20 protein-coding genes are annotated in these 21,351 nt (G+C 45.5%); 4 read left to right on the top strand and 16 right to left on the bottom strand.

Annotated features, from left to right (window positions below; all coding sequences use genetic code 11):
• The first annotated feature begins 303 nt into the window (after positions 1-303).
• On the top strand, positions 304-1,092 hold the full coding sequence (amrB, locus tag Q7A_RS07690; RefSeq protein WP_014706774.1) for an AmmeMemoRadiSam system protein B: 789 nt from the start codon (positions 304-306) through the stop codon (positions 1,090-1,092).
• Here amrB and Q7A_RS07685 read toward each other — a convergent pair.
• Positions 1,077-1,859: a TIGR01458 family HAD-type hydrolase gene (locus tag Q7A_RS07685; RefSeq protein WP_238595888.1), complete on the bottom strand. Its 783-nt coding sequence runs from the start codon at positions 1,857-1,859 to the stop codon at positions 1,077-1,079. The genes amrB and Q7A_RS07685 overlap by 16 nt on opposite strands.
• 213 nt (positions 1,860-2,072) lie before the next feature.
• On the opposite strand from Q7A_RS07685, the gene rimO reads away from it, so the two are divergent.
• Positions 2,073-3,383: a 30S ribosomal protein S12 methylthiotransferase RimO gene (gene rimO / locus Q7A_RS07680; RefSeq protein WP_014706772.1), complete on the top strand. Its 1,311-nt coding sequence runs from the start codon at positions 2,073-2,075 to the stop codon at positions 3,381-3,383.
• 142 nt (positions 3,384-3,525) lie between these two features.
• On the opposite strand, the gene Q7A_RS07675 is transcribed toward rimO, so the two are convergent.
• The 6 genes from Q7A_RS07675 to Q7A_RS07660 all read right to left on the bottom strand — a co-directional run bounded on the left by Q7A_RS07675 (position 3,526) and on the right by Q7A_RS07660 (position 7,919).
• Positions 3,526-4,512, bottom strand: coding sequence for a sensor domain-containing diguanylate cyclase (locus Q7A_RS07675; protein ID WP_014706771.1), 987 nt, complete (start codon positions 4,510-4,512; stop codon positions 3,526-3,528).
• Positions 4,513-4,759: 247 nt separating this feature from the next.
• Entirely contained in the window at positions 4,760-5,731 is a 972-nt protein-coding gene (locus Q7A_RS07670) for a calcium/sodium antiporter (protein ID WP_014706770.1), read from the bottom strand.
• A gap of 129 nt (positions 5,732-5,860) precedes the next feature.
• Positions 5,861-5,977 carry an FAD-binding domain-containing protein gene (locus Q7A_RS15525; RefSeq protein WP_238595887.1) on the bottom strand — a complete coding sequence of 39 codons (117 nt, stop codon included), beginning with the start codon at positions 5,975-5,977 and terminating at the stop codon, positions 5,861-5,863.
• Positions 5,974-6,189 carry an FAD-binding domain-containing protein gene (locus tag Q7A_RS15390; protein ID WP_238595967.1) on the bottom strand — a complete coding sequence of 72 codons (216 nt, stop codon included), beginning with the start codon at positions 6,187-6,189 and terminating at the stop codon, positions 5,974-5,976. The genes Q7A_RS15525 and Q7A_RS15390 overlap by 4 nt, the downstream gene beginning before the upstream one ends.
• A gap of 84 nt (positions 6,190-6,273) precedes the next feature.
• Complete coding sequence (locus Q7A_RS15385) at positions 6,274-6,609, bottom strand: deoxyribodipyrimidine photo-lyase (RefSeq protein ID WP_041354451.1); 336 nt, start codon at positions 6,607-6,609, stop codon at positions 6,274-6,276.
• Positions 6,606-7,919: a DASH family cryptochrome gene (locus Q7A_RS07660; protein ID WP_014706768.1), complete on the bottom strand. Its 1,314-nt coding sequence runs from the start codon at positions 7,917-7,919 to the stop codon at positions 6,606-6,608. The genes Q7A_RS15385 and Q7A_RS07660 overlap by 4 nt, the downstream gene beginning before the upstream one ends.
• Positions 7,920-8,051: 132 nt before the next feature.
• On the opposite strand from Q7A_RS07660, the gene Q7A_RS07655 reads away from it, so the two are divergent.
• Positions 8,052-8,438, top strand: a complete 387-nt coding sequence (locus tag Q7A_RS07655) for a thiol-disulfide oxidoreductase DCC family protein (RefSeq protein WP_014706767.1) — start codon at positions 8,052-8,054, stop codon at positions 8,436-8,438.
• 8 nt (positions 8,439-8,446) lie between these two features.
• On the opposite strand, the gene Q7A_RS07650 is transcribed toward Q7A_RS07655, so the two are convergent.
• From Q7A_RS07650 to Q7A_RS07635, 4 genes are read right to left on the bottom strand one after another with little or no spacing between them, the layout of a single operon-like run.
• The gene (locus Q7A_RS07650) at positions 8,447-10,402 is read right to left on the bottom strand and encodes an amylosucrase (protein ID WP_014706766.1); all 1,956 of its coding nucleotides are present in this window, start codon (positions 10,400-10,402) and stop codon (positions 8,447-8,449) included.
• A 42-nt stretch (positions 10,403-10,444) separates the two neighbouring features.
• Positions 10,445-11,317: a carbohydrate kinase family protein gene (locus Q7A_RS07645; RefSeq protein ID WP_014706765.1), complete on the bottom strand. Its 873-nt coding sequence runs from the start codon at positions 11,315-11,317 to the stop codon at positions 10,445-10,447.
• Complete coding sequence (locus Q7A_RS07640; RefSeq protein ID WP_014706764.1) at positions 11,314-12,171, bottom strand: HAD-IIB family hydrolase; 858 nt, start codon at positions 12,169-12,171, stop codon at positions 11,314-11,316. The genes Q7A_RS07645 and Q7A_RS07640 overlap by 4 nt, the downstream gene beginning before the upstream one ends.
• Complete coding sequence (locus Q7A_RS07635; RefSeq protein ID WP_014706763.1) at positions 12,172-14,328, bottom strand: HAD-IIB family hydrolase; 2,157 nt, start codon at positions 14,326-14,328, stop codon at positions 12,172-12,174.
• A 218-nt stretch (positions 14,329-14,546) separates the two neighbouring features.
• On the opposite strand from Q7A_RS07635, the gene Q7A_RS07630 reads away from it, so the two are divergent.
• The gene (locus tag Q7A_RS07630; RefSeq protein WP_014706762.1) at positions 14,547-15,359 is read left to right on the top strand and encodes a class I SAM-dependent methyltransferase; all 813 of its coding nucleotides are present in this window, start codon (positions 14,547-14,549) and stop codon (positions 15,357-15,359) included.
• A gap of 44 nt (positions 15,360-15,403) precedes the next feature.
• On the opposite strand, the gene Q7A_RS07625 is transcribed toward Q7A_RS07630, so the two are convergent.
• The 5 genes from Q7A_RS07625 to Q7A_RS07605 all read right to left on the bottom strand — a co-directional run bounded on the left by Q7A_RS07625 (position 15,404) and on the right by Q7A_RS07605 (position 21,166).
• Positions 15,404-17,326: a TIGR00341 family protein gene (locus tag Q7A_RS07625; RefSeq protein WP_014706761.1), complete on the bottom strand. Its 1,923-nt coding sequence runs from the start codon at positions 17,324-17,326 to the stop codon at positions 15,404-15,406.
• 86 nt (positions 17,327-17,412) lie between these two features.
• Positions 17,413-18,138, bottom strand: coding sequence for a succinate dehydrogenase/fumarate reductase iron-sulfur subunit (locus tag Q7A_RS07620; protein WP_014706760.1), 726 nt, complete (start codon positions 18,136-18,138; stop codon positions 17,413-17,415).
• A complete protein-coding gene (locus Q7A_RS07615; protein ID WP_014706759.1) occupies positions 18,135-20,075 on the bottom strand; it encodes a fumarate reductase/succinate dehydrogenase flavoprotein subunit in 1,941 nt (646 codons plus the stop codon). Before Q7A_RS07615 ends, Q7A_RS07620 begins: the two co-directional genes overlap by 4 nt.
• The gene (locus tag Q7A_RS07610) at positions 20,076-20,663 is read right to left on the bottom strand and encodes a succinate dehydrogenase (RefSeq protein WP_014706758.1); all 588 of its coding nucleotides are present in this window, start codon (positions 20,661-20,663) and stop codon (positions 20,076-20,078) included.
• Entirely contained in the window at positions 20,663-21,166 is a 504-nt protein-coding gene (locus Q7A_RS07605; RefSeq protein WP_014706757.1) for a hypothetical protein, read from the bottom strand. Before Q7A_RS07605 ends, Q7A_RS07610 begins: the two co-directional genes overlap by 1 nt.
• Positions 21,167-21,351 lie beyond the last annotated feature (185 nt).

Raw genomic sequence — 21,351 nt, 5'->3', positions numbered from 1 at the left:
TACTCAATCATCCAAGCCTAGGGCTTGTTGATTTTTCATCTCCGCCTCTGTTGTGACTGAAAATAGACCAATCAAGGCGCGAGGAGCGCCTTTTAGTTATTCTAAATAAGCAACGAGCAACGCAGAGTGGCGCTTTTTCAGACACAACCCGCAGGGCTGGGGCTATTTTTCCGCCCTACTGCGTTGGAAATGAATTATGTAGAACACTACATCGCATCATTTCCGCCTTGTTGGACGGAAAAATAGTCTCCAGCAGTGGTGGTTATGAAAGGTAAACAGACCCAAGAGTTGAGGATAAAAACAATGATTTCGATTCGCCCCAGTGCAGTTGCAGGTTTGTATTATCCCGCCCGTTCAACAGAGCTTGAAGACTTGTTGGCCAAACAGTTTGATAAGCCCTCAGACCACATTCACCATCATGCAAAAGCACTTATTGTTCCGCATGGAGGCTACTTCTATTCCGGTCAAGTCGCTGCCAAGGCTTATCAGTCCTTAATGGAAGTAGCTGATGATATTGAGCGGGTCATTTTAATTGGTCCCTCGCATCGTACAGATTTTAAAGGCATTGCGATGAGCGAGGCGGATTATTTTGCTACGCCGATAGGCAGTGTGGCGGTGGATAAAAAAATTTACCCCCAGTTAAGCCGCATTAAAGGTGTTGAAACTTACGAAAGCCCGCATGACAACGAACATTGTCTGGAAGTCCAGCTACCCTTTTTGCAATATTCGCTTAACCAATTTGAAATTGTGCCTTTACTCACTGGCAAAGCAAATTCTTCACTGATTGCCGATGTTCTGGGTACGGCAACCCAGGATGTTAAATCGTTAATTGTGATCAGTTCTGACCTGAGTCACTACCTGGATTATGAAACCGCACGCAAGATAGACCAATATACTTCACAGGCTATTATCAGCATGGATAATCACGATATTGATAAATTTCATGCCTGTGGCTGTGATGCCATCCGCGGCTTTCTTGAGTATGCCCGCAATGCAAATATGTCCGGTCAAATCATGGCGTTAAGTAATTCCGGTGATATCGTCCGCAAAAAAGAAAGCGTCGTCGGATATGGCGCCTATTTATTCGAATAGGCATAAGTCGGTTTTACCACCTGATTTACTGCCTCGACCACGGAAGGTAATACCCATGCACCGGGATGACGAATTTTATCTTCGTCTCCCGGTGTATATTTTCCGGTTTGCACCAGACAGCCTCTTAAATCTGCCGCCAAGGCACCTTGTACATCAGCAAACGCATCATCACCTATCATCAGTACTTCTTCAGCAGCAAAACCAGTAGATTCCACTGCCGTCTGGAAAAAGGCTTTTGCCGGTTTGCCTAAAATCTCGGCTTCCACATCACAGGCAAACTCAAGTGCCGCAATAAAGGGGCCAGCATCCAACTGTAACTGTTCGTTTTGCCGGAAATAACGGTTCAATCCAACACCCAGCAGCGGAGCCCCATCCATCACCAATTGAAATGCCCGGTTCATGTTCGCATAATTAAATCCCTCGGCGGCATCGGCAATGGCCACAGCATTGGGAGAACTTTGATCCAGATCGGCAAATTCCGGGCGCAGCTTTTCATGGACCAGGCAGTATGGACGCAAATTGCGTTGCTGTAACGCTAACTTTACTGCGCCGGGAGCGGTCAGCACTTCCTCAACACTCAGATCGAAACCCATCTGCAACAGTGACTGCAACATGTCCGTGCTGGTGCTTCGGGAAGTATTAGTTACAAAGCGCACCACTATTTGCTCGTCCCGAGCCAGCTGAATCGCTTCAATAGCACCAGCTACCGGCTCATTATCAACATGCAATACACCGCAGATATCAAATAAAATCGCTTTTATCATCATAATCACCTTGGGCATGTTATCTATGTACAAATTATGCTCAGTTAAATGCTGACAAACAAATTACATAATTAATTCTGCTTGATTCAACTGTATAAAATTGCTATCTACTCAGGTGCCGCTAAAAATTCAATGTCATCGCAGAAGCCGCCATGAAAGATCCTAATAAACAGGATAGAATAACCGGCTTTTCTCTCCCAGTTACAGGTTACGCGTATGAAAGCTCCTCAGGTCGGGTTTGTTAGTCTCGGTTGCCCAAAAGCACTTGTTGATAGCGAACGTATCATCACCAAATTACGTTCAGAAGGTTATGAAATTTCCGCCAATTACGATGATGCTGATTTAGTGGTGGTCAATACCTGTGGCTTTATTGATTCTGCCGTTGATGAATCACTGGAAAGTATTGGTGAAGCCATTGCCCAGAATGGCAAAGTTATTGTGACCGGTTGTCTGGGCAGCCGTGACAATACCATCCGTGAAAAGCACCCGCAGGTGCTGGAAATTACCGGTGCACATGCGCTGGAAGAAGTTGTCGGTGCTGTCCACAAACATCTTTCACAACCTCATGATCCGTTTATTAGTCTGGTGCCGCCTGAAGGCATCAAGCTGACTCCCCGTCATTACGCCTATCTGAAAATTTCTGAAGGCTGTAATCATCGCTGTACCTTCTGCATTATCCCCTCTATGCGAGGCGATCTGGTCAGTCGCCCGGTGAATCAAGTAATAGCTGAAGCTAAGCGTCTAGCTGACGCTGGCGTAAAGGAAATTCTGGTTATTTCGCAGGATACCAGTGCTTACGGTGTCGATTTGAAATACGCTGAATATGAATGGCAGGGTGAGAAAATTGCAACCCGCTTTACAACCATGGCCAAAGCTCTTGGTGAACTCGGGATCTGGGTACGCATGCATTATGTTTACCCCTACCCGCATGTGGATGATGTAATTCCACTGATGGCTGAAGGCAAGATCCTGCCGTATCTGGATATTCCGTTTCAGCATGCCAGCCCACGTATCCTCAAATTAATGAAACGTCCGGCTTCATCACAAAATAATCTGGAACGCATCCAGGCCTGGCGGGCAATTTGTCCGGAAATCACGCTTCGCAGTACCTTTATCGTGGGATTCCCCGGTGAAACTGAAGCTGAATTTGAAGAGTTGCTGGATTTTCTTGATCAGGCTCAGTTGGATAAAGCTGGTGCTTTTAAATACTCGCCTGTTGATGGTGCAGTGGCAAACCAATTAGCCGATCCAGTGCCTGAAGAGATTAAAGAGGAACGTCTGGCCCGGTTTATGGCAAAACAGGCGGAAATCAGTGCCGACCGGCTGCAACAAAAAGTTGGGAAACGCGATTTTGTGATTATTGATGAAGTCGTTGAAGAAGGTGCCGTCGGGCGTAGTCGTGCTGATGCTCCTGAGATTGATGGCCAGGTTTTTATCGATCACGCCACCCATTTAAAAGTGGGAGATATTGTTGAGGTGGAATTTGAAGAGGCCGATGAGCATGACCTCTGGGCAAGACTGGTTTAGAACTGGGTTATTGCTTAAACAGCAATGCATAGCATTAAGAAGATATAACCCGGTAAGGTGATTGGAAAAGCATTATGCATGATCGTTGCTTATCAGTCATTTTGACTTGCTGGAGAAAAAAGCTCTCCAGCAATAATGCTGATTAAGAACTGATACGGTTTTTTCCGGAATCTTTAGAATGATAAAGTGCATTGTCGGCACGGATCGACAACCGCATCGCTGATTCGCCCTGACGCAACTGCGCTACCCCGAAACTCGTGGTGATGGTAGCGCGTTTATCCAATTTGGCATCCACGATCAATTGTCTTAATTTTTCAGCAGTATGGGCCGCTGCTTCCAGCGCAGTATTTGGTAGCAGAATCATAAACTCATCACCGCCCCAGCGTGCCAGCAAATCGATTTCGCGAATATTCTTTTTCAATAAACGACTCATTTGAACCAATACCATGTCTCCATTGGCATGGCCAAACTCATCGTTTACGATTTTAAAATCATCGATATCCAGGGCAATTATTGAGAGTGGTTGCTTGAAACGCTCAGCCCGTTCGACTTCCAGCTCCAATGTTTTTTCCAAACGATATCGGTTGGCTACACCAGTGAGTGTGTCTGTTTCAGCGAGGCGTTGAACTTCGGCAATTTTGCTTTCCAGTTCGGCGTTGGTTTGAATCAGCTGGTGTGTGCGTTCTTCAACCAGATCTTCCAGTGAATGATTTTGTTGCGCCAATCGATCCAGATTGAGTTTACGTTCATTGATATCCCGATGGGCGCCAATCATTCTTGCAACAGAACCATCTTCATTCCATTCGATAATTCTGGCGCGGTCTTCTATCCACAAATAACTGTTATCAGCCTTTTTCAGACGGTATTCAATCTGGTATGAACTGCTATGATTATGAATGTAGTTATCGAAGTGAGCCAATACACGTTGATGATCTTCTGGGTGCAGATTTTGCTCCCAGGATGCTACGCTAGCAGGGAGAGTGGCGGCGTTATACCCCAACATTCTGAACCAACCGGGACTACGATAAACGTATCCGGTATTTGCATGCCAATCCCACACACCATCGCTGATTATGTCCAATACGACTTGCAGACATTGATCGTCTACCTCCCCCAGCCCCGTCTTCATACCCAATCCTTAGTAATCAAACACTTAAGAGCGGAAGTATCTTATAAATATTTATGTGATGCAAGTCACAATATTATTTGGCTGTCGAATAAGACAAATAATCATTGGAAATTAATATAAACCAGATAGTAATCAGGATTGAGAATGTGGACCCGCTAACCTAAGCCCAAATATAAGATATATGGTGACCTGAGAAGGCCTCAGGCCACCATTATTCATAGCAATTTAAACTGCTGCTAATTTTCGCTTAAGTCACAATCGTGCTGATGAGATAGGCTGTATAAGCGACAAATACAAGCATTAATGCGCTACCTTCAACGCGATTGATGCGCCCTTGTCTTCCGCGCAGACCAAAGCCAAAGATAAATATCGCTATGGTCAGACCCGCCATAACGGCAATATCCCGTGTGAGTATTTGTGCTGGAACACCAAAAGGATGAATCAAGCCTGCGATACCCACTACAGCCAAAGTGTTAAACAGGTTTGAACCAATAACATTACCCAGCGCAATATCATGCTCGCCTTTTTTTACAGCAATCAGTGATGAGGCCAGCTCGGGTAATGATGTTCCGATGGCCACGATGGTCAAACCAATAATTAAATCACTGACACCAAACGCTACGGCAATTTCTACTGCCCCCCAGACCAAAATTCGTGAACTGATAATCAAAAGAACCAGACCAATAAATAACCAAATTAGCGCTTTTTTCAAGCTCATTGATTCTGTATTAAATTCAGCTTCAATTTCGGTACCAAATGCATCCGGTGATTTCTGCATGCCCTGATAAATGGTCCAACCCATCAACATAAAGAACACCACAATTAACACGCCGGCATCCAGGCGCGACAATGAACCATCAGCTAACTGCCAGGCAGCCAAAGCAGTCATTGCGATTAGAATCGGCAACTCTTTGCGCAACACTTGTGAATGCACTGCAATCGGACTGAGTACTGCGGTCAGGCCCAGAATTAACGCAATATTGGTGATATTTGAACCATAAGCATTACCCAGAGCGAGGCCAGGATTACCTTGGGTTGCGGCCAATGCAGAGACCACCATTTCCGGTGCTGAAGTACCGAAACCTACTATCACCATGCCGATGAGTAACGGCGGCATACCGAAATACCGGGCAGAAACTGCAGCACCATCAATAAATTGATCAGCGCTCCATACTAATAAAATCAAACCAAATATCACCGCAGCAAAGGCAAGTGTCATATGTTCTCCGGAAAAAATATTGAGGAATTTATAGTGTTATTATCAGGGGTGAAACAGCATGCTGGCAATTCGAATCTGTTAACGACTGCTTAAACGCATGTGACGACGCAGTATACGTTGATTTTCACGTTACACATCCTCACGTTTACGCCATGACCATAAACGATCCCGGCTTTGTTTTGAGGTATCTTTGATATCAACAATGGGATACGGATAATCTCTCCTCAACTGAAAATTTAACATCATTTCCTCCATGGCGTGACTTCCCATGGTTGGTGAATAATTTCATTGAGTAAATCACTTAGTTCGGGTAACCATTCACTGACGAACTTTCCCTCGTGGCCCTGTTCTTCGGTTTGTTTGGTTGGATTATAAATATGAATGGTGTTGGTACCCGTAACCCCTGCCTGCATTTGTAATTGTGGATAATGAATATCCGGCTCACAATCCAGAAACACCCGGGCCAAACGAGTTGCTGTGCTCTGTGGAAATTCATTCCAGATAATTTGCTACTTGTTAAACTTTTTATTGAGAACTTTATCTCATTCATAGGTGATGTTCAGACCTATTTCCTGATGGCTGAAAACAGTATCAATCTGATAATGCTGCTGTAATTGTTCAAATACAGCTACCGCTTCACCTTCTACCACCACAACATTGCCATTTTTTATTATCAGCTGCTGATCCAACTGTTGTAATGATTGCCAGACAAATCGCCAATGACGCAGGCTGTAATGCGCATCATCCACCAGCGACGGTTCCACAATATATAACAATAAAATGGGTAAATTCTGTTCACAGGCAGCATGCAAGGCTGCATGGTCTGATAAACGTAAATCACGTTTAAACCAGACGACATTGATTAATTGACGGGTCATTTTTTAGGTGGAGGCATAATGGGCCAGTCAGCCGCATCGACTGAATCCAGCGGGATAATATCAATATCTCCCTGCCAGTGACGGATAAATTCACCCTCTGGATCGTATTGCCGGGTTTGTTTTTCAATATTAAATTGCCTTCCACCTCGAGGATCGGCCCCCACTCCAGCAATATATTGCCAATTGCCCCAGTTGGCAGCGACATCATAGTCAATGAGTTGCTGCTCGAAATAAGCGGCTCCAAAACGCCAATCCAGATTCAACTCATGAACAAAACAACTGGCAACGATCTGCCGTCCACGGTTTGACATATAACCCGTAGCATTAAGTTGTTTCATGCAGGCATTGACCAGCGGATATGGCGTATTACCGTTACACCATTTCTGATAACGTTCAGGGTAATAGCAGCGACGACTTTTGCTATTTTTTATTCCGTTAAAGCGAAATAGTCTGGCGCCATAACAATGGGCATACCATTGGAAATATTCCCGCCACAGTAATTCAAAATAAATCCAGTAAGTCGAATCATTACTGACATTAGTCTGTTCATAGTTTTTGAGCCTGGCGGCCAGATGTCTGACAGAAAGACAGCCTAACGCCAACCAGGGAGAAAATTTGGTGGAATTGGTCCAACCATCAAGTTCATTTCGGACAGTTTTGTAATTGGCTGGCAGATCAGTGGAGAAATAATCATTGATGTGTTTTAGTGCCGCCGTTTCCCCTCCAGTAAACTTTGAGGGTTCCAATACCGGCTGGTTAATCTCATCAATAGCTATTGGTCCGGGCGGTGGCGGCAATTGCTGAGGACTCGACATAGGCCTGGGCAACGCTAAATCTTCTACCTGTTTACGAAACTGGGTAAATGACGTTGGTAATTGATTGAGTTGGAAGGATAAATCATCAGCAGAAAATAAAGTGTGGCTTGGCTCTGTAATGAATTTACGATCCGGAAATTGTTGTTGTAACAGCTTCCAGTGACGATTTTCATAAACGCCCGCATGCTGACTACGGGCAATAATATCGACGTTGTATTTATTGATTAATTCGGTCAGTGCCAGATGTGGGGTTTGTTGCTTGATAATCAGTACTTGTCCAGCATGCTGAAGCTGTTGTTGCAGATCCTTTAATGACTCTACTAAAAACTGGAAACGACGCTCCCCCATAGCTTTGGCGTTCAACCCATTTGGTCTGAACCACTGTGGATCCAGACAAAACACACAGATAAGTTTATCAACCGACTGCATTTTCCATAATGCAGGCTGATCCTGCAGTCGCAGATCATTGGTGAACCAGAATAATCCTGTGGTCATAGGGTTCGAAACTCCATTGGGGTAAAAAGCTGACAGTTCAGAGACTGCATAGAGAGATATAGGTTCGATGTTTCAGAACTATGCTGGCATCAAAACGTCAGATTGACATCAACTTTCATTCGGGAAAACAAAATGCATCAATTGACAGTATTTTTTGATGGCAACTGCCCTTTGTGCGCTAGAGAAATTAGCTTGTTAAAGCAGTTGGATACTATGCAACGTCTTCATTTTGAAAATATTTACGCCACTGACTTTGTTTCTCGTTATCCCTACATTGATGTCGTCAGCGCCGATAAACGACTGCATGGTGAATTAGCGAATGGCCAAATCATTACCGGGCAGGATGTGACAGCTAAAGCCTGGGGCCTTGTAGGTCATCATCGCTGGTTGCAGATCCTACGCTGGCCGGTAATTCGCTGGTTTGCAGATTTGGCCTATCTGTTTTTCGCCCGGTTTCGTCACCCGATTGCCCGATTATTCGGCAGTAAGTCATGTGAGGATGATAACTGTAAATTCTAAAGATTTATTTAGACTTCGGTTAACCAATAACAACCAAAGCGTGGGACCACCACCGTGTTGCCAAACTTCTCGGGGCTTTGACCGGTAATAGCGTCAACCAGATGTCCCTGATACGATTGTGACCATCTGGGTAACTGATCCAAATCCAGGCGCTGAGATCGTTTATCGAAATTAGCAATAACCAATACCCTATCGGCAGGTTTTTGCAGATGATAACGCTCAAAAACAAACAAATGCGGGTTATCTACCTCGACCAAATCCCGATTATTAAAATCAGCAAATGCATCCAGTTCTTTATGCACCGCAATGAGTGTCTTCAACTGATTGAAAATCAGATATTCAACCGTACCCGGTACATTTCGCTGTACAGCTTTTTGCCAGTCTATGAACGGTCGATGTACCCAACGTGAATCATCCATTTTGACCGGATCATCGCGATAACTTTCATCATTTGTCGTGCCGATTTCATCGCCGTAATAAAGTAACGGCAACCCACCAAATGACAGAATCAAGCTATGCAATAACACGATGATACGTATCGCATCATCAATAGCCTGCTCATCTCCGATATCAACGGCATACTGCAGCCCCACCAGCGAGGCCAAAGACCCTGAAATACGGGCATCGCCGGTTTTATCATTTTGGCCGAATGGCACGCCTCTGGCGTGTGAATCAGCATATTGACCAGTAAAATAGTCGATCAAGAATCGTCTGTGATCGCGTGGCTCATATCCTGCCAGCTCGATATCCTTATCATCAAACCCCAGACCGATATCATCATGACAGCGTATGTAATTTAACCAGGTAGCGCGTTCCAGTTTTACCGGAAGACTTTTAATTCCCTGATTCAGCAATCGGGCATTTTTGGTGGCCACTGCATCCCATAACAACGCCATAAATGTAGCGTTATAGGCAATTTCACATTCTTTGGCGATGACCGCATCTTCACCAAAATATTTAGTCACTTCTACTGGTGCAACAATTGCTTCAGCAATAAACAACACGCCTGGCGCGGTTACCTGACAGCAGTCTTTCATTAGCTGCAAAATCAGATGGGCTTCGCGTTCATTCTGGCAGGTACTGCCGATCTTTTTCCATAAAAAGGCCACTGCATCCAGCCGCACAATATCGGCACCCTGATTGGCCCAGAACAGGATAATATCCAGCATTTCAATAAATACTGTGGGATTGCTGTAGTTCAAGTCCCATTGATAATCGTTAAATACCGTCATCACCCAGCGTTGCATTTCCTTGTTCCAGGTAAAATTACCCGGAGCCGTTTCCGGAAATACTTCAGGCATGCTTTGCTCAAACATATCCGGAACATGCCGGTTTTCAAAGGTATAAAAATACTCGCGATAAGGCGAATAACCATCACGCGCTTTCTGTGCCCATTCGTGCTGGTCAGAGGTGTGATTTAACACCACATCCATGACCAGTAGCATATCGCGTTGACGAAGATCATCAGCCAAACCACGCAGATCGTTGAGGTCACCTGCGCGGGGATCAATTTCACGGAAATTACTGACGGCGTATCCACCATCACTTTTACCTTCAGGGCATTTCATGATGGGCATGACATGTACCAGATTGATACCCAGATCCTGAAAATAATGCAGATGCTCACGCATGCCTTGCAGATTTTTGGCAAACCCATTGCAATACAGCGCCATGCCAACCCACTTCTGACTGAGAAACCAGTTGTAATCCTGTTCCCGCTCTATATCCTTGGCACGTAATTCTTCTGACCGATCAATATATTGTCTGGCAAGTGTCTCAACCAGGCGCTGTGCCTGTTCAGCAAAGTCAGGCCGCTTGCCATATAGCCTTTCAAATAATGAATGAATGGCATAAAAGTTGGCACCCAGCCGCGTATAGAAATAACGCAGATCGTGTTTGGAAAATTCGGGTTCAATCTGATTCAGGATAGCATTCAGAAGAGAATGAGATTGCTGTTCGTACATGTAATTTCCTGATTAAAGAATCGGATAATTCTGGTTGTGTGGTTATGTGAACTCAGAATAAAAAGCAGGATCCTCGCTGACCGCTCCCCGTAATCCTATCACTTTGCTGGCAAACTGCTGGGCATTCAATAAAATTTTCTGTACTGGCCACCCGGCTAACAACCCGTGAATATACATCGCGCTGAAAGCATCTCCTGCTCCCACAGTATCAACCAGCTGCTCTGCAGCAACCCGTTTCTGTTCATAAAAAGTCCCATCGTTGCAGCGCACGATACCCCCTTCCTCACCCCGTGTCACGATCAGTTGTTCCAACTGAAAATGGGTCTGCATCCGGGTCATATCCTGCTGCAAATCAGCTGAATTAAAGCCGAGCTCATTCAATTCTAACTGATTCAGCTTGCACCACTTCGCAAGTTCCAGACATTTGTAAATATCTTCCTTGCTCCACCAGGGTGAACGTAAATTCACATCCATAAAAATCGAGACGGATTTTGGGCGGGTCAGAAACTCAAAAGCATCTCTCGATACTGCATTTCTTAACGCCAGAGAACCGTGATAAACAATGGCATCATTACGCAAACCAGGCAGCTCTGCTGTTTGTATAAAATCATAAGCTCGGTCAGCCCTGATATCGTATGAAGGTTCGCTGCCCTGCAAAGTGACCTGAACCTCGCCCGTGGGATGTTTATTATCCGTTTGCAGTCCCTCGGTAGAAAGCTGCCAATTTTGCATCGCATTGCGGATCTGCTGGCCGGACTCGTCATCGCCAACTCTGGAAATGAATACCGGAGAATCTCCAAAGGCTTGTAAATGCCAGGCAACATTAAAAGGTGCTCCGCCCAGCTTTCGCTCGCCATCGGGAAAGCAATCAAATAATACCTCACCAAATATGGCTAGCGCGGACTGCTGGCTCATGTATTGTCTCCCGATTCAAGTTGGTTTCTGAATCCTTCGGCATAGTGCCAAACACCTTGTAATACCCCTGCACTGTAATTGCCATTCATGCCCAACGGGCCTGGATCAACAGCAATATAGAGCGACTGCGGGTGACCATTTTCTGCGACTAATTGTTGTGCCATGGCTTTGATTTCATCTGAGGCGTTATTGACCACCACGGATTGTATCGGGCTGGCTAAAACCGGCATATCATTACCACTGTCCCCAGCAAAAACCACCTCGGTATCCTGATACACCAAACGGCTTTGCAAAAATTCGATGGCATGCAGTTTAGTGGCATGTTCCGGTAACACATCCAGTAAACCAACGTTCGTCAGCTCATCGATACTCCACATTACCGAAGCGTTAATTCCATTTTTTTGCAGATGCTTATGCACTTGTGCAATTACAGCATCCTTATTGAGATAGAGCGGCAGATAAAAACTCAGTTTGTGGGTGTTTTGCTTACTGAACTCCTGCAGTTGCAGATCTTTGATATCACTCAGCAAGGCTTTCAAATCAGAATGTGATTGTCCATTCCAGTCTTTGGCAATTTCATCACACCAGCTCTGTACTTCCTGCCAACGTTTATCTTTGTACTGGAATATTTTGGTTCCCACATCGCTGATAATATAATCCGGCTGCGGCAGGCTATAGGTGCGAATAGCTTTTTCGACCAATTGCCGGTGGCGGCCCGTAACATATACCAGACAAACATTTTCCAATTGACAGAACTTTCGGAATCGCCTGCGTGCATTGGGATGTTCAGCCTGCATTCCGTTCGGTATGACAGTGCGATCCATATCGGTACAAAGTAATAATCTTGCACTCATTTAATTTGAACCTGTTGCTTGTTCAGAAGTGGTTTCAAAAAAATTATAATATTCAATCGCTTCCATAATGCCTGCGGCATAAGGCTTATGGGCAAAATAGATATGTGAAAAATCTTCCAGCTGTGACAGTTCTTCATGATGCCTGTTTGCGACCACCACGGCCAGTGTGTTGCCCCGCATCATATCCTCATCGGCACCGCTGCCACCGGCAACACAGATACGTTCCAGCGGCATTTGCCAGCGATCTGCAACAAACCTCAGCGCCATCCCTTTTGATGCTCTGAGCGGCAGAATATCCAGATACTGACCAAAGGCAAGCTGAACATGTACCGATAACTCCTCACGGTGCAACAATGATTTGATGGCATCAATATCGATCTGTTCCGGATTGATGTAATAACTCAACTTGAACTGACTCTGCTCTGACTTGGGCTGGCGTTCCAAACCCGGAATATCATCAAGCAACTTAGTCACCCGATGGGGCAACCACAAATGATCAATATGTTTGGTCCAGGCCGTATCCGGTGTTAGTTTGGGTGCATAATAAATCTCACTGCCACTACTGGTAATCAGAATATCCGGCTCGGGAATACGGTGTTTTTTCATTAGTTTTAACGCCTGATCCAGCCGTCTACCGGTAGCAATAACAAATTTGGTACTTTTACGATGGTCCCGAAGCAGACCAAGCAAAGTCTGCAAGGATTCATCATCACCGATCAGGTTCAAATCCAGATCGGTGACCAGTGCTCTTTCATCCCGTCCCATTTCTCGCCGCTCAACTGGAAGACGCAGTAATTTTTCAGTGCGTGCCGCTATCGGTTCAATGATTTCCAGGTAGCGTTTTGCATGCGCTTCCCAGGAATAATGTTCAGTGACGCCTTTGAGGCCGTTTTGCTGACATTGTTGCCAATAAGCTTCGTCCAGTAACAGTTTCTCTATCGCGGTACTGATACTGGAAATTTCCAGTGGATCAATTAATTCACCATTCAGACAATTCGCCATGATATCTCGGGGGCCTCCGTCTTCGGTGGCAACAATTGGCAAGCCGCTGGCAGCAGCTTCAATCAAGGTAAGGCCAAAAGGCTCTGTCAGTGCCGGGTTAACAAATACCCCTTTGGTTGCGGCTGCTATACGGTAAATCAGCGGCACTTCATCACGACGATGATGTTTTGGAATAGTGACTTTGCCATACAGATCATAACGATCAATTGCGACCAGTAGTTCATGAAACACTTCCTGTGCACCACGTTCCAGATCATCAATATCATCCCGATTACCAGCAATAATCAAAATATTGGCATGTTGCTGTAATACTTCGGACTGACCGTAAGCTTCAATCAAACTGACAATATTTTTACGTTTATCCGGACGAGATAAAGCCAGAATGATGGACTTTTCTGGTGAGCTCAGATGTTGCGTAATTCGCTTGAACAAATCACTCTGCAGCTCATCACCATCTGGCGGGGTAAATTGCTGTATGTTTGTTCCAGGCGGCACAATACGCATCTGAGCTGGCTGATAATGATCATATAACTCGTACTGCTCTGCTATTTCCTGATGCGTGCTGGTAATCACTCTCTCTGCTGTGGCCAGCGTAATTTCTTCTGCCTCAATGCGTTGAGTCATCTTGTATTGCTGTTCCAATTGAGCAATATCTAAGCCACTGGCCAGCAGTCTTCTGCGTTTGACACGTCCCAGCGAGTGACCGGTGTGTATTAGAGGGATACCAAGCTGGTTAGCAATATGTGAAGCGACTAGCCCCGCATCGGCATAATGGCTGTGCAAAATATCCGGTAAAATTTCCTGCTCACGGAAAAATACAACCAGATTATCTGCAAAAGTATCCAGATGTTCCCAGATCTGTTCCTTAGCCAGATATTCTTCAGGTCCAGCATCAATCCTAATGATACGTAATTTTTCATTAAGCACTTCAATGGGCTGGGCATAATCAGGGGAAACCTCATCATCCTCGACTCGCCGGGTAATCAATAAAACCTCACCGACTTTTTCCTGCTCGGACAGAGCCTGAGCCAGCTCAAGCACATACAGTGTCTGACCGCCAGTATCGGCATCTCGACCAAGTTCGAGATCATGACCACGAATAAGACCATGAATATTTAACAGAGCAATCTTAAGTTTTTCATTTTTATCTGACATAGGCGTTTTATGGTTTCTTCACAATGCGTTATATCCGGACACTCAGCTAGAGTCAGACAAGGAATATTCGTCTGTTACTTTTGTGATATTCCTTTAAAACTACCCGCTAAGCTACCAGAAGACAAATCCATCTCGTTCTTAAAGGGGTGCTGCAACCATGAGCGTATCATGCAGTCTGTTAGTTAGGTATTAACATAAATTTAAAAAGGAAAAGCTCTATGAGTTTGCAGCGTATTTTTTCTTCTTTATTATTGTGTTTACTGCCACTTGGTCAACCTGTTGTGGCAGAGGAGTTATTACAGAAAACCATTGACAGTCCCTCTCGGTCAGAAGCCAACAAACACCGTGATATGTTTCGCCATCCTTCAGCCACCTTGATGTTCTTCGGTATCACCTCTGATATGCATGTCGCTGAAATATGGCCGGGACGTGGCTGGTATACCGAGATCCTTGCCCCATGGTTAAAACATGGTAAGGGAAAATTAATTGCAGCCGGTTTTCCTGTAGACACACAATCTGCTTACAGACAAACGCTTCGTCGGGAATACAACACCTGGCTAAAAGCCTCTCCAGAGCTATATGACGAAGTAGTAGTCACCGAATTTGGACCGGAAAGCGATTGGCAATTTGCTGATCCACAAAGTCTGGGTGCGGTTTTGACCTTTCGTAACGTTCATAACTGGGTGCAGGGTGATTTTGCCGACCAGGCCTTTAATACCATTTTCACAGCATTAAAATCCGGCGGTATTCTGGGTGTAACTGATCATCGGGCCAAACCGGGAACACCGCTCACCGTGATGAAGAAAAGTGGTTATCTCACAGAAGACTATGTGATTTCACTGGCTGAAAATGCAGGCTTTGTCCTGGAAGAAAAGTCTGAAATCAACGCCAATCCGGCAGATACGGCGGATCATCCCAATGGCGTCTGGACATTGCCACCCAACCTGCGTGTAGATGATGAAACAGATAAAGCGAAATATCAGGCCATTGGTGAAAGTGATCGAATGACTTTACGTTTCCGTAAACCCTAAATGTTGGAAAGCTCAGCCACAGTTTTATGTGTCTAAGCTATGGTTTATCTAACCACCCTGACCGCAATTTCCAACACCACCGGTTGTTGTAAACGGCGTTCAATCTCCTGTTTCACTTCATCCATCACCGCATCATCCACTGCGCTTTTTGACACCATGGTCAAGCTGATTATCAATGGATCCCGGGGTCTCACATTGACATCCACCAGTTTGACTCCGGCTATTTCCTGACCATCCAACTGACGTAAAACATTATTTTCGGCCACCATACGCTCAAAACCGAAGGCCAGTGGAATCGCAAGAATAACCACCATAAGCAGAGTCAGCATTAAGCCCCGTTTAGCTCGATGAAATGGACTATACCCCAGAATCATAAAGGTAATTAACGCTGCCAGAATAATGCCCACCAGATTGGTCAGGTATAACAGAAAAGCACCAAAAAACACGGTGAAATCGAGCCAACCCAAACCAATACCTGCCACCGCTAGTGGCGGCACCAGAGCCACGGCAATTGCCACACCAGCAAGACTTTTAGCCACCTCAGCCCGTGCGTGTGCATAGGCACCGGCAATTCCCGATACAACCGCAACACCTAAATCCAGTAATGTAGGACTGATTCGCGCGGCAATTTCGCTGTTAATATGGTTTAAAGGAATAAACCAGGCAACCAACATCGCACAAATTAATGACAGCCCGGTACCAATGGCAATGCTGCGACCGCTGTCTATCATTAACGATTCGTCCTGACGCAATGTACCTAATGACATGGATATAATCGGCCCCATCAATGGGGCCAAAATCATTGCACCGATCACCACGGGAATAGAGTTGGCAAATAAGCCAAATGCCGCCAGCAATGTAGATAACACCATCAACGTTAAATAGGCAGGCGTCGCTCTGGCACTTTCGCGCATCAACATAAACAGATCTTTGAACTCTTCCGGCGCAGCATGATGCATCCACGGCAAGGGATAGCTGACCAGCTCATTGCGTGCTTTACCCAAAGGTAATGCTTGCGTACGAACGACTTCTTTTTGCTCCCCTCCACTTTCCGATAACGCCAATAACCTTCCTGAAATCAATCGAATAGCACGTCTTTCAACTTTAAAATCCAATTGTTGGGCTTCAGAAACCATCTCATCATGACTGTATTTAATCGGTTTACTGGTTTCGAGTTTTAGCTGACTGCTTTTGATAAAACCAATAAAAGCAGGATTGTTACGGCTCCAGATATTTCGCATAAACAGAGAAGCAAACAGAAACCGGAGCATTTCAAACACACTACGAGGAGCCAGCACCAGAGCATGTAACATGCCATCATTGGCATTGGAATCCGGCATAAAACGGCGGGATAACACTGAGCTTCGGCCATGCTCAACCGCCACCACACCAAAGGCTGCTGTTTCAATCACTTTTTCTTTTTGCGTGGTAATGGTAAAAGGAGTAAAGCGCACTTCTTTTAGACTACGCATCAACCGGCCAAAGCGCCTGATTCTGACCCAGAAGGGTTCTACCATCGCTTCTCCAGGAACCAGCGTAAAGGTTTGTCCAACAATGACTGAATTGAAGACTGGTTGTTTATTGCACAGCAATAGATCCAATTGCGATGCAGCGTTATCCACAATATCGCTGAGTGCATCTTCAAAATTAGCGGCAATCCCAAAACCATAGCGAGCATGTTTCATCTCGGGATGCGGTAGCAGACCTATCGTCCACTCTTGATCCCGTGCCTGTAACATCAATTCACGCAGTGATTCATCATTCAAATAGCTAATCACCAACTGATCATCATCAAATTGGTAAGACTGTTCCAGCTCGAAGGTACTGAGCTCTATATCCCACTGCTGTTCAGGTAACTTCGGCAAAATCTGCTCTTGTACAATCGATTCATCATCAGTAGAAAATAACAGTACTACCCGACGTTTTTCAGTCATTGAGTCGAGCTTGTTGATCAGCTCTTCAACCATAGAGTGCTCCGGAGATGAATAATTCTGCAGTATGTTATCAAGACCACCCTGAAAAGGCTGACTTGAGTTTCGCTAGCAACGCTAAGTCAGCGTTGAGATAACAGTTTATTCAACGTCGCAATGGTGTCAGTCCGAATCTGTTTAGGGCAAATGCGTTCACATTCACGATAATTGCTGCAACTACCAAAGCCCTCGGCCTCCATCCTCGCCAGCATTTTTGCTGGCCGTTTATGATCCAGTTGCCCTTGAGGCAAGCTACTCAAGTGACTCACTTTGGCGGCAATAAATAAAGTAGCCGATGCATTAGGGCAAACGGCAACGCAGGCGCCACAGCCAATACAGGTAGCTGCATCAAAAGCTTTATCTGCCAATGGTTTAGCTACGGGCTGGGTATTTGCTTCGGGTGCCGCACCAGTTCGGACTGGAATATAGCCATCGGCCTGAATAATGCGATCGAATGCACTACGATCCACCATCAAATCTTTAATCACCGGAAATGCTGTTGCTCGCCAGGGCTCAATCCATAATTCATTTTGATCCTGATAGTCACGCATATATTGCTGACAAGTGGTAGTCGCCCGGTGCCGACCATGAGGTTCGCCATTAATCACCAGACTGCAACTGCCACAAATGCCTTCACGACAGTCATGATCAAAAACGATAGCTTCTTTACCAAGACTGATCAGACGCTCATTGAGAGCATCAAGCATCTCCAGAAAGGAAGATTCAGCTTCCACTTCCAATTCATGTTTTTCAAAAAAACCTTTAGCTTGTGAATTGGCCTGACGCCAGATATGCAGGATAAAATTCATTGGTAATTCCGAATCCCAGGACTGACAAAGTCAAAATGAAGCGGTTCTTTAACAAGTTTTGGCTGAACCACATCACCGGTGAATTGCCAGGCCGAAACAAAACCAAAATCGTTGTCGCGTCGTTGTACTTCACCGTTAGCGGTTAAATGTTCGACCCGAGCATGGCAACCACAGGACTCTTCACGGCTTAAGGCATCAATACACATTAATTCACCAAGCTCCATAAAATCAGCGACACGACCGGCTCTTTCCAGCGTTTGATTAAGCTGCTTGTCGTTGCCACTGACTTTGATTTCCAGCCAGAATTGTTCACGCAGTTGCTGGATCTCTTCAATGGCCTGTTTCAGGGCAAATTCATTACGAGCCATACCGCAGTGATCCCACAAAATTTTTCCTAATCGACGATGAAAATGATCCGGTGTATGTGTTGGTTCGGGAGCATTCAGTAACCTGTGCAGCCGTGATTGCGAATACTGCAGTGCTTGTTTTATTTCGGGATAGTCTTTATCCACCAGCGGTGTTTGTCTGGCCAGATAATCTGAAACCGTCGCTGGCAAAATAAAATACCCGTCGGCCAACCCCTGCATCAATGCACTGGCACCCAGTCGATTGGCACCATGATCGGAAAAGTTGGCTTCACCTCCAGCAAACAGCCCATCTACTGAGGTCATCAGATTGTAGTCCACCCATAATCCGCCCATGGTGTAATGCACCGCCGGATAAATACGCATGGGTTGTTGGGTAGGGTCTTCAGAGGTAATCCGCTGATACATATCAAACAGGTTGCCGTATTTTTCGTTGATAACATCTGCCCCCTGCTCTTTTATGGCATTGGCAAAATCCAGATAGACACCCAGCTTCTGACCATTGATTTCATACCCTACGCCATGCCCCTCATCACAAATATGTTTCACTGCGCGTGAAGCAATATCGCGGGGTACCAGATTACCAAAGGCCGGATACATCCGTTCCAGAAAGTAATCCCGATCCTGTTCCATTATGTCACGCGGATCTCGACCACAATCTGCCGGATTTTTGGGTGCCCAGATGCGGCCATCGTTACGTAACGATTCACTCATCAAAGTCAGCTTGGATTGCAACTCACCATGTTGTGGAATACAGGTTGGATGAATTTGGGTAAAACAAGGGTTGGCAAATAAAGCACCGTGTTTATGTGCTCGCCAGATAGCCGAGGTATTGCAGCCTTTGGCATTAGTGGATAAATAAAAAGCGTTACTGTAGCCGCCCGTGCAAAGCACCACACAGTCCGCCAAATGGGAACGTAATTCACCGGTCAGTAAATCTCGAACCACGATACCTTTAGCCTTGCCGTCAATTTTGATTAAATCCTGCATTTCACTGCGTGAAAAATGCTCAATATGCCCTTCAGCCACCTGCCGGCTCATCGCCTGATAGGCACCAAGTAACAATTGCTGACCGGTTTGACCGCGTGCATAAAAGGTACGGGAAACCTGTGCTCCTCCAAATGAACGGTTTGCCAAATAGCCGCTGTATTCTCGGGCAAACGGTACGCCTTGCGCCACCGCCTGATCAATAATCGAAGTACTCAATTCTGCCAGGCGGAATACATTGGACTCTCGGGATCGAAAATCGCCTCCTTTGATCATGTCGTAAAATAGACGCCAGACACTATCGCCATCATTATGATAATTTTTTGCGGCGTTAATACCGCCCTGGGCGGCAATACTATGTGCCCGGCGAGGACTGTCCTGAAAGCAGAAGGTTTTCACCTGATAGCCCATTTCTGCCAATGATGCTGCAGCTGACGCGCCGGCCAGCCCTGTACCAACCACAATCACCCGATAGCGTTTACGGTTAGCCGGACTGACTACCCGCAAATTATATTTATGCTGAGTCCAGCGTTGTTCCAACGGGCCTTTCGGGGAAAAGCTGTCTAATGGTTGTTCTTCAGTCATTTATGCTTTCCAATAGGCCACTAACGGGACAATGGCAAATCCCACCACTAATAACAGTACGAACGCTGTACATATCCAATAAAACTGTTTTGCGGTTTTGCCTAAGGTCTGCAACACATTGGTTAACGAATGTTGCAAATGCAGTCCAATCAACATCATTCCGAACAAATAAATAACCACCTGCCATTCAGAGCTGAATAAGGTGAGTGTCTGCCTGTATATATCCGCCCCACCAAATGACCACATTTGCGCCATATGCCAGACGATAAAGAGCAGAATAAACGTAATAACAATTGACACCAGCCAGGCGGGAATAAAATGATGTTGCCGGTGCTGGTAGGCATGAACTCTGGCCTTACGGTTATGCAATCTAATCTGCACCGCCACAATCACATGAAAGACCAATGACGCCGCCACTAATATCCATAAAGGCCAGCGAATCAGTGGTTGATTATAGATATCGTAAAATGTCTGATATTGCTCGGGGCTGAAAAAGCTCAGATTACTGAGCATATGAAAAAGCAGATAAAAAGCCATCAGCAGACCGGCCAGCGCCATCAAGCGTTTTTTTACTTGCAACAGTGCCATCAGCTTTCCCGACTCATTACAATTTGATCAGTCTCCGACAACGGTTCAAGTTTTTCACGCTGAATGGTACGTACACAACTGTTCCAGCGCAGAATGGCTTCATCATTATGATCAGGACGCATTTGCTCTGCCTGCTGGTAACATTCCAGCGCCTTAATAAAATAATCATAAGCGAATGCACGGGACATCGGCTGCGTGAGCATAAATCGGGCACGACGTTCCAAAACAATACCACTGTAATAACTCTGTTTGTATTCACTGGACAGCTTGCTGATAGCCGTTTCAATATCCTGAAACGGCGACTGACTGCCACTGATACTAATCTGATCGGTTAACGCAAGTATGTAAACCACCAAAGCCGCCTGATTTTCAGGCTCAATATTGAGAATATCCAGGCAGATACTTTCCGCAATTTCGGGCTCGAGTAATGAGCGATATTGTCGCGCACGGTCCAGAGCCAGTTCAATTGACTCGGCATGTATATCATGTAAATTCAGGTCCATCGCGCTCTCTTGCTACTAGGATTTGCCGTCACGGCAGATATAGCCTCAATCTAAAGCAATTGATATGGCTTTTCAACGCCACCATGCCACATAACTGAAAATAGAGTTTGATATGGTTTGCCAACCTTTCATGGTCACCATGAAAGATTAACAGACCCTAGTTAATCTGTTATCTTTGACGGTTT

This window comes from Methylophaga nitratireducenticrescens, assembly GCF_000260985.4.
GTDB lineage: Bacteria > Pseudomonadota > Gammaproteobacteria > Nitrosococcales > Methylophagaceae > Methylophaga > Methylophaga nitratireducenticrescens.
Note: the sequence above shows the minus strand (reverse complement) of the source record. Positions and strands in the feature narration are given on the sequence as shown.